General features: G+C 65.1%; 6 protein-coding genes. All 6 read left to right on the top strand.

Annotation, left to right across the window (positions count from 1 at the left end; genetic code table 11):
• The coding region (locus GH737_RS10230) for a tryptophan halogenase family protein (protein ID WP_338061780.1) at positions 1–1,612 on the top strand (1,612 nt) is incomplete at its 5' end.
• The gene (locus GH737_RS10225; protein ID WP_196233097.1) at positions 1,609–3,420 is read left to right on the top strand and encodes an alpha-amylase family glycosyl hydrolase; all 1,812 of its coding nucleotides are present in this window, start codon (positions 1,609–1,611) and stop codon (positions 3,418–3,420) included. The genes GH737_RS10230 and GH737_RS10225, both read left to right, overlap by 4 nt.
• The gene (locus GH737_RS10220; protein WP_155264723.1) at positions 3,410–5,014 is read left to right on the top strand and encodes an alpha-glucosidase; all 1,605 of its coding nucleotides are present in this window, start codon (positions 3,410–3,412) and stop codon (positions 5,012–5,014) included. Before GH737_RS10225 ends, GH737_RS10220 begins: the two co-directional genes overlap by 11 nt.
• A complete protein-coding gene (locus GH737_RS10215; RefSeq protein WP_155264722.1) occupies positions 5,011–7,092 on the top strand; it encodes a glycoside hydrolase family 97 protein in 2,082 nt (693 codons plus the stop codon). The genes GH737_RS10220 and GH737_RS10215 overlap by 4 nt, the downstream gene beginning before the upstream one ends.
• Positions 7,092–8,591 carry a tryptophan halogenase family protein gene (locus GH737_RS10210; RefSeq protein WP_155264721.1) on the top strand — a complete coding sequence of 500 codons (1,500 nt, stop codon included), beginning with the start codon at positions 7,092–7,094 and terminating at the stop codon, positions 8,589–8,591. The genes GH737_RS10215 and GH737_RS10210 overlap by 1 nt, the downstream gene beginning before the upstream one ends.
• Positions 8,588–9,559 (top strand): alpha/beta hydrolase, encoded by a 972-nt coding sequence (locus GH737_RS10205; protein WP_155264720.1) that lies wholly within the window; start codon positions 8,588–8,590, stop codon positions 9,557–9,559. The genes GH737_RS10210 and GH737_RS10205 overlap by 4 nt, the downstream gene beginning before the upstream one ends.
• Positions 9,560–9,815 lie beyond the last annotated feature (256 nt).

The following is a 9,815-nucleotide window of genomic DNA, read 5'->3' as shown; positions in this document are numbered from 1 at the left end:
CCGCCTCCGGCGCCGGTCGAGCGCGGCGAGCGCGGCTCCTGATCCGAGCGGTCCCGGCGGCATTGCGCCGCCGCCGCCGGGTTCCCGCGATCGCCATTCGATGAGCCAGCTTTCGCGTCTCGAGATCGTCATCGCCGGTGGCGGAACTGCGGGCTGGGTCGCTGCAGCGACTTTCGCGCGCTTCCTTGACAACAGGGCGTCAATCACACTCGTTGAGTCCGACGAGATCGGCACCGTCGGCGTCGGTGAAGCGACGATCCCTCAAATCCACAATCTGATCATCGGGCTTGGCCTCGACCAGGCCGAGTTCGTCCGCCGGACCAACGCGACCTTCAAGCTCGGCATCGAGTTCGACGGCTGGACCGGTCAAGGCCGATCCTACATGCACAGCTTCGGCCAGACCGGGCGGCAAGTCGGCCTGATCCCGTTTCGCCAGCTGTGGCTCCGCGGACGGTCGCTCGGAGTGGCGCAGGAGTTCGGCGCATACGGTTTCAACATCGCCGCCGCGCGGCTCGGGCGGATGGCCACGAACACCGCATCGAACACCGTCCCCGAACTCATCTATGCTTATCATTTCGACGCTTCGCTCTTCGCGAAGATGCTTCGCGACTATGCCGAGGAGCGGGGCGTCCGCCGCGTCGAGGGCAGGATCCTCGACGTCGAGCGCGATGGCGAAGATGGCGACGTGACCGCTCTCACCCTCAACGGCGAGAGACGCGTCCAAGGGACTTTCTTCATCGACTGCACGGGCTTTCGCAGCCTGCTGGTCGGAAAGACGCTGGACGTTCCGTACCTCGACTGGAGCCGCTGGCTCCCGTGCGATTCCGCGCTCGCGGTGGCGTGCAAGTCCAGCGACGCGTTCCGGCCTTATACGCAGGCGCTGTCGCGGCCGTCCGGGTGGCAATGGCGCATCCCGCTGCAGCACCGCACCGGCAACGGCCACGTCTATTGCAGCAAGTTCATGTCCGACGACGAGGCCGCATCGACCCTGCTTGCGAACCTCGACGGAGCGCCGCTCGGCGATCCGCGGCCGATCCGGTTCACCAGCGGCCGGCGCGAGAAATTCTGGTCGCACAATTGCCTCGCGCTCGGCCTCGCGGCCGGGTTCATGGAGCCGCTGGAATCTACCGCCATCCACTTGGTCCAGTCGGCCCTCGGAAGATTCCTCAACCTGCTTCCCGGCGACCTGTCGCGGACCGATTCAGCACGCGACTATTTCAACCGGCTGTCGACGATCGAATGGGCGCGCGTGCGCGATTTCATCGCGCTTCACTATTTCGCCAACGAGCGCGAGGGCGAGTTCTGGGAGCTGTGCCGCAACATGGAGTTGCCGGACACTTTGCTCGAAAAGATCAGTCTGTTCCGCGAGGCGGGCCTGGTCATCCGCGAGGACGAGGAACTGTTCCTCGACGACAGCTGGGGCCAGGTCATGATCGGCCAGGGGATCATGCCGGAAAGCTGGTCTCCGCTCGCGGACAATGTCCCCGGCGAAGACATCGGTCCGTTCCTGGACAGCGTTGCAAAAAGCTATCGCGTGAAGACCAAGAGCCTGCCCACGCACCGTCAATTCGTGGCGTCGCTGGTCGGCGACAAGGTGAAGGAGCACCAATGAGGACGTCTTTCATCCGAGCGGCGATGGCGGTCGCGCTTGCATCGAGCGCAAGCGCCTCGACCGGCGCAGCGGATTACCGCGCGCGCCTGCCGCAGGACGAGGTGATCTATTTCGTCCTGCCCGACCGGTTCGAAAACGGCGATCCCTCGAACGACCGCGGCGGGCTTTCCGGCGACCGGCTGGCCACGGGCTTCGACCCGACGCACAAGGGCTTCTACCACGGTGGCGACATCAAGGGGCTGATCGACCGCCTCGATTACATCGAGGGGCTCGGCGCCACGGCGCTTTGGGTTGCTCCGATCTTCAAGAACAAGGCCGTGCAGGGCCCGCCGGGACAGGAAAGCGCAGGCTATCACGGCTACTGGATCACCGATTTTACCCAGGTCGATCCGCATTTCGGGACCAACGAAGAGTTCAAGGCGCTGGTCGATGCAGTCCACGCGCGCGGCATGAAATTCTACATGGACATCGTCGCCAATCACACGGCCGACGTGATCCAGCTTGCGGAATGCGCGGGTCAGAACGACTGCCCTTACCGGAGCATCGCCGACTATCCGTATCAGCGCCGCGGCGGCGTCGAGGGCAAGCCGATCAATCCGGGCTTCATCGGCGAGCAGGACGGAAGCGCGGCGAATTTCGCGAAGCTCACCGACCCGAACTACGCTTACACCGTGAAGGTCCCGGCCGCCGAGAAGGACGTCAAGCGGCCGGCGTGGCTCAACGACCCGATCTATTATCACAACCGCGGCGACAGCACCTTCCGCGGCGAGTCCAGCACGATGGGCGACTTCGTCGGCCTCGACGACATTTTCACCGAGAACCCGCGCGTCATCGACGGCATGATCGAGATCTACGGCGGCTGGATCGACAAGTACCGCGTCGATGGCTTCCGGATCGATACCGCCCAGCACGTCAATCCGGAGTTCTGGCAGAAGTTCGTGCCCGCGATGCTCACCCGCGCGAAAGCGAACGGCATCCCCAATTTCCACATCTTCGGCGAAGTCGCGACGGGCGAGATGGACCCGGCGCACACGGCGGTGAACACACGCGTCGACAAGCTGCCGAGCGTGCTCGATTTTTCATTCACGCGTGCCGCGGTCGACGTGGTCTCGGGAACTGCGGGCACAGACGAGCTGGCCAAGCTGTTCCGCGCCGATCCGCTGTACGAAGGCGGCGCCGAGGCGGCACTCGAGCTGCCGACTTTCCTCGGCAATCACGACGCCGGCCGCTTTCCCATACTGCTCAAGCATTTCGTGCCAAAGGCCGACAACGCCGAGCTGCTCAGGCGCGACCAGCTCGGCCACGCGATGCTGCTGACGCTGCGCGGCGTGCCGACCATCTATTCGGGCGACGAGCAGGGCTTTGTCGGCAAAGGGGGCGATCAGGATTCGCGCCAGGACATGTTCGCCAGCAAGGTCGCGACTTACAACGAGGACGCGCTCCTCGGCACGGGCGCGACGACCGCTCAGGCGAACTTCGATCCCGATCATCCCCTTTATCGGGAAATTGCCGAGCTCGCGAAGATCCGCACCACGCATTCGGCTCTGACACGCGGATTGCAGGTTATCCGCTACGCTTCCGACAAGCCGGGGCTGTTCGCGGTCTCGCGGTTCGAGCCGGGCACGGGCCGCGAGATGCTTCTGCTGTTCAATACTTCGACCGAGCCGCTGAAACAGAACGTTCGCGTCGAAACCCGCTCCACGGAGTTCGAGACGCTTGCCGGCACCTGCCCGCTCAAAGCGCAGGCTCCCGGCAGCGTCGCGATCGAGCTTCCCGGGTTTGGCTACGCGGTGTGCAATGCTCGCTGAGGAAGCCTCGGCAGCCGTGGACGCATCTGCCGCCTCACCCTGGTGGCGGGGTGCGGCGATCTACCAGATCTACCCGCGCAGCTTCGCCGACAGTAACGGCGACGGTATTGGCGATTTGCGCGGCATCATCGAGCGCCTCGATTATGTCGCGAGCCTCGGCGTCGACGGCCTCTGGCTGTCGCCCTTCTTCACTTCGCCGATGCGCGACTTCGGCTATGACGTCGCCGATTATCGCGATGTCGATCCGGTGTTCGGGACCCTCGCGGACTTCGACGCGCTGATCGAACGGGCGCACGCGCTCGACCTGAAAGTCATCATCGACCAGGTCTATTCGCACAGCTCCGACCAGCATCCCTGGTTCCAGGAGAGCCGGTCTAGCCGCGACAGCGCCCGGGCCGACTGGTACGTCTGGGCGGACGCGAAGGCCGACGGCTCGCCACCCAACAACTGGCAATCCGTCTTCGGCGGTCCGGCCTGGCAGTGGGACGCGCGCCGCGGCCAATATTATCTGCACAATTTCCTCACCGAGCAGCCCGACCTCAACGTCCACAGTCCGGCAGTTCAGGATGCGCTGCTCGACGTCGCGCGTTTCTGGCTCGACCGCGGAGTCGACGGTTTCCGAATCGATGCGATCAACTTCGCGATGCACGACCCTGAACTGCGCGACAATCCGCCGGCGATTGACGGCGGCAAGCGGACGCGGCCGTTCGATTTCCAGCAGCACCTGTACAACCAGTCGCACCCGGACATCGCCACATTCCTCGAACAGCTGCGGCAGGTGACCGATAGCTACGGCACGCGCTTCACCCTCGCTGAGGTGGGCGGCGATCATGCGCTCGCCGAAATGCAGGCGTTCACGCGGCCGGGCCGGCTCAACAGCGCCTACGGCTTCGACTTCCTCTATGCCGATACCCTGACCCCGCCGCTGGTCGCGCGTGCGGCCAATGACTGGCCCGAGGATGCGGGGTGGCCCACCTGGGCGTTCGAGAACCATGATGCGCCGCGCGCAATCTCGCGCTGGGTCAGCGCCGAGCACCGGGAGGCGTTCGCGCGAACCAAGATGCTTCTGCTTTGCACGCTGCGCGGCTCGATCACGATCTGGCAGGGCGAGGAGCTCGGACTCCCGCAGGTCGACGTCCCATACGAGCATTTGCAAGACCCAGAAGCGATCGCGAACTGGCCGCAGACGCTGAGCCGCGACGGCGCGCGCACGCCCATGCCGTGGAACGGAGAAGCGCCCAACCTCGGCTTTTCGACCGGACGCCCGTGGCTGCCGGCGGGAGAGAATCATCGCCTCCTCGCGGTCGATGCGCAGGAGGAGGATCCCCGCTCGACGCTCGCGTTCACGCGCGAGTGCCTGCGGCTGCGTCGCGTCCATTCGGCGCTGCGCGACGGCGAGATGCAAGTCATTGAAGCCGACGAACAATTACTGGTCTTCGACCGCCACGACGGATGCGAGCACCTCCGCTGCACGTTCAACCTCTCCGCCGGTGCGCCGACGTTCGTAGCGGCCGGAATGAAGCTCCTGTCCAACGGGGAGATTGGCGAGCGCGCGCTCGGCCCCTACGCTGCGGTCATCGAGGAGATTGCATGACCCTGTTTCGCTTGCTCGCCGCCGCTGTCCTGTGCCTGATTGCCATCCCCGCCGCCGCGCAGACTGTGGCCCAGGCGCCTAGCGGGTCACAGATCGTCGCAACCGCCGACTCGCCATCGAAAGTCATCCACGTCGACGTGACCCTCAGTCCCGAAGGCCGCGTCGGCTATATCGTCTCGCGGCAGGGCAAGCCGGTCATCGCCGAGAGCCGCCTCGGCTTCCTCTTCACCGACGCGCCCCAGATGCTGCGCAACTTCAAGCTCGCCGGGCAGGCAACGCGCAGTTTCGACCAGACATGGGAAGAGCCGTGGGGCGAATACCGGACGATCCGCGACCGCTATAACGAGCTGGCGGTCAGCTTCGACGAGACCAAGTGGCTCAAGCGCCGCATGACGGTCGTGTTCCGGCTGTTCGATGACGGGATCGGCTTCCGCTACGAGCTTCCGCGCGCGCCCGATTTCACCCACGCGAACATCGCCGACGAGCTGACCGAGTTCAACGTCGCCGAGCCCGGCACGGCCTGGTGGGACGAGGCGCTCGAGTGGAACCGCGCGGAATATCTCTACCGCAGGACTCCGATCGACGAGGTCGGAGTCGCGCAGACTCCGATCACCTTCCGCACTGACAGCGGGCTGCATCTGTCGATCCACGAAGCCGCGCTGGTCGACTATTCCGGCATGGACCTGCGTCGCGTGCACGACAACGTGTTCAAGGCGATGCTGATGCCGTCTTCGACCGGTCCGAAGGTCAGCCGGGGCCTGCCGCTCGCAACTCCGTGGCGGGTGATCATGATCGCGCCCGACGCACCCGGGCTCTACAAGTCGGCGCAGATCATCCTGAACCTCAACGAGCCCAACAAGCTCGGCGACGTCAGCTGGTTCAAGCCGATGAAATATGTCGGCATCTGGTGGGAGATGCACCTCGACAAGTCGACGTGGAACTCGGGGCCCAAGCACGGCGCGACGACTGCCAACGCCAAGCGCTACATCGACTTCGCGGCGAAGAACGGCTTCGGGGGCGTGCTTGTCGAGGGTTGGAACAAGGGCTGGGACGACGATCCGGACGGCAATGGCTGGTTCGCCTGGGGCAAGGATTTCAGCTTCACCCAGCCTTATCCCGACTTCGATCTCCCCGCCGTCGCTGCCTACGCGCACAAGAAGGGCGTGGGGCTGATCGGGCACCACGAGACGGCCGGCAACATCGCCAATTACGAAAAGCAGCTGATCCCCGCGCTCGAGCTTTACCGGCGCCTCGGCATCCATGCGGTGAAGACCGGTTATGTCGCCGACGCAGGCGGAATCCAGGCGCTTGGGGCTGACGGCAAGATTCACTTCGAATGGCACCAGGGACAGGTAATGGTGGACCATCACCTGAAGGTGATCACCGAAGCGGCGAAGCGGCAGATCGCCGTCGACGCGCACGAGCCGGTCAAGGACACGGGGCTCCGCCGCACCTATCCGAACTGGGTCTCGCGCGAAGGCCAGCGGGGGATGGAATATAACGCCTGGGGCGAACCGAAGAATCCGCCCGAGCACGAAGCCAACCTCGTGTTCACGCGCATGCTGTCGGGGCCGATGGATTTCACGCCCGGCATCGTCAGCCTGAAGGGCAAGGACGACACGCCGATCCTCTCGACCTTGGCCAAGCAGCTCGCGCTCTACGTCGTCATCTATTCGCCGATCCAGATGGCCGCCGACCTGCCCGAGAATTACGAAGCCAACCCCAAGACTTTCAAGTTCATCAAGGAAGTCGCGGTCGATTGGGACGACACGCGTATGCTCGCCGGCGAGGTCGGCGACCTTGCGGTGTTCGCGCGCAAGCAGCGCGGCGCGCCGACTTGGTTCCTCGGCGCGGTCGGCGACGAGCAGGAGCGGCATTTCGACGTCGCGCTCGACTTCCTCGATCCGGGCCGCCGCTATCGCGCCGAAATATACCGCGACGGCGCCGACGCCGACTATCGCACCAATCCGCGGGCGATCGTCATCGAGCAGCGCATCGTCACCGCCAGGGACCGCATGGCGATGCGCATTGCGCCCGGCGGCGGCGCGGCGGTGCGGTTCGTCGCTCTCGACAACTGATGGCAGCGCCGCCCCAGTCCGTAATCATCCTTGGCGGGGGGACCGCAGGTTGGATGACGGCGCACCTGCTGCACCGGCGCTGGTCGGATCAGGGCACGACAGTGTCGCTGATCGAATCCAAGGACATCGGGATCATCGGTGTCGGCGAAGGATCGACGCCGCAGCTCAAAGCCTTCTTCGACGAGATCGGCGTTGCCGAAGCCGAGTGGATGCCGCGGTGCAACGCATCGTACAAGGCAGGAATCGAGTTCAGCGGCTGGTCGGAGAGGCCGGGGTTCGAGCGTTACTTCCACCCCTTCCCGACCGAGCTGGATGGCTTCACGCAGCGCAAGTTCTTCCACGCCGCGCGCGCTCGGCGGAGCGGACGCGATGTGCCGGCCCATCCCGATCCGTTCTTTATCCCGACACGGATCGCTCGCGAGGGCCTGGCGCCGCTCGCGCCGGCGAATTTCCCCTTCTTCGTAAGCTACGGCTACCATTTCGATGCGCATCTGATCGGCGCCTTCCTTGCCGAGCTTGGCACGAAGCGGGGGATTGCTCACGTGGAAGCACGTATCGCATCGGTCGAACTCGACGAGGCGGGCGATGTCGCGACGCTGGGCGCGGACGACGGCCGTCGTTTCGAGGCAGACCTCTTCGTCGACGCGAGCGGTTTTCGCGCCGCGATCATCGAAGGTGCGCTCGGAGAGGCGCACCGCCCATTCGCAGAGAATCTGTTCAACGACCGTGCGGTCGTGGCGCCGACACCGCACGGACCCGGTCCCATCCACGCGTGCACGCGATCCGTCGCCAAATCGGCGGGGTGGATCTGGCACATCCCGCTGACCAACCGCATGGGCAACGGCTACGTCTATTCGTCGCGCTACATCGACGAGGAGGACGCCGCCGCCGAGCTTCGAGCGCACCTCGGATTGGACGAAGACGCCGAGGTCCGCCACCTCAGGATGAAATGCGGCCGGATCGAGCGGAGCTGGGTGAAGAACTGCCTCGCGGTCGGCCTCGCGCAGGGCTTCCTCGAGCCGCTCGAGGCGACCGCGCTGCACATCGTGCTGGCGACGGTGAATTCGTTCCTGGATGCGTGGCAAACTGACCAGCGGGACGCGTTCAACGCTGCCATCGCGCGGCGGTACGAAGGGATTCGCGACTATCTGGTCTGCCACTATCGCACCGCGCAACGGCGCGACACGGAGTATTGGCGCGACGCGACCAGCACCGACGCGCTGTCGGACAGCCTCAAGGCCCTGATCACCGCCTGGTTCACCGGCGCCGACCTCGAGCAGGAGGTGATGCGCCAGGACATCGCCGGTTACTACTCGCCAGTGTCGTGGCATTGCATGCTCGCCGGCTACGGCAACTTCCCGGACGAGAGGATGCTCAAGCCGCCGGGCACCGACATCGCGCCGGTCGACATGGCCGAAGTCGAGCGCTTCGTCGCCGGCTGCGCGATGAATTTCCCAAGCCACGCCGATGTGCTCGGGCACCTGAAGGACGCCGCATGATCCGCCAATTCGTCTTCGCTCTAATCCTGCTTCTCGCCGCCGCGCCCGCCGTCGCCCAGAAGCAGGACGGCCCTCCCCCGCAGGTCTCCGCCGGCAGCATCGTCGATCTCGGCGTGGTGCAGTCGAAATATGCCGACCCGCGGCGCGTCGTGGTGTGGCTTCCGTCAGGCTACAAAACCGACGGGCCGAAATTCTCGGTGCTTTACATGCATGACGGCCAGAACCTGTTCGACACCAAGACGGCAGGATATGGGATGGAATGGCAGATCGACGAAACGCTCGATCGGCTGATCCGCGAAAAGAAGGTGCGTCCGACGATCGTCGTCGGGATCTGGAGCACGCCCAAGCGCCTGCAGGAATATGTCCCGTCCGAGGCGTTCAACGGGCTTCCTGCCAGCTACCGGCAGAAGGTCCGCGCGCTGTACGGCGGCGATCCCCTGTCCGACGGCTACCTCAAATTCCTGGTGCGCGAGCTCAAGCCGATGATCGACCGGCGGTTCAACGTGAGGACCGGCCCCGCCGACACGACGATCATGGGCTCGTCGATGGGGGCGCTGATTTCGCTGTACGCGATCGACGAATTCCCGCGGGTGTTCGGCGCGGCGGGAATGATGTCGACCCACTGGCCGCTGGTCATCACGCCCGACAACAAGCCGATCAGCGACGAGGAATATGAGGCCGTGTCCTCTGCGTTCGAGCGCTATCTCTCGCCTGCACTTCCCGATCCCGGCAGCCACAAGCTGTACTTCGACCATGGCAGCGAAACGCTGGACGCGAACTATGCCCGCTATCAGGATCGCGTCGACGCAGTGGTGAAGCGGCGCGGATACCGGCAGTGGTCGAGCACGCTGAGCCTGAGCTTCCCCGGCCAGAAGCACAACGAGATCAGCTGGGCGTCGCGGGTCGCGGTGCCGCTCCAGTTCCTGATCGGTCCAACGCCGGCGCCTTCCGCTGGGCGCCGCCAATAGATTTCGAAGCGAAACCGGTCCTTGGTCGGGCACAGTCGACCGTTCGTCGAACGCGGGGACCTTAACCAACGATAGTTCATCTAGCCGCGCGGCAATTGTCATGTTCGTTCGCCCAGAGCGCATCCCTACTTGCAATCGGCGGCAGCAGGGGAAAAGGCGCCATATCGTGAAGTCCGCATCCCTGATCGGCCTGGCGCTGCTGCTGGCGGCCTGCGGCGGCAGCGCCGACGAGGGTGCTGGCGGGCGCGGCGGCCGC

Origin of the sequence: Sphingomonas segetis (assembly GCF_009720245.1) — a bacterium.
Lineage (GTDB): Bacteria > Pseudomonadota > Alphaproteobacteria > Sphingomonadales > Sphingomonadaceae > Sphingomicrobium > Sphingomicrobium segetis.
This window is presented reverse-complemented; position numbering and strand designations above follow the sequence as displayed.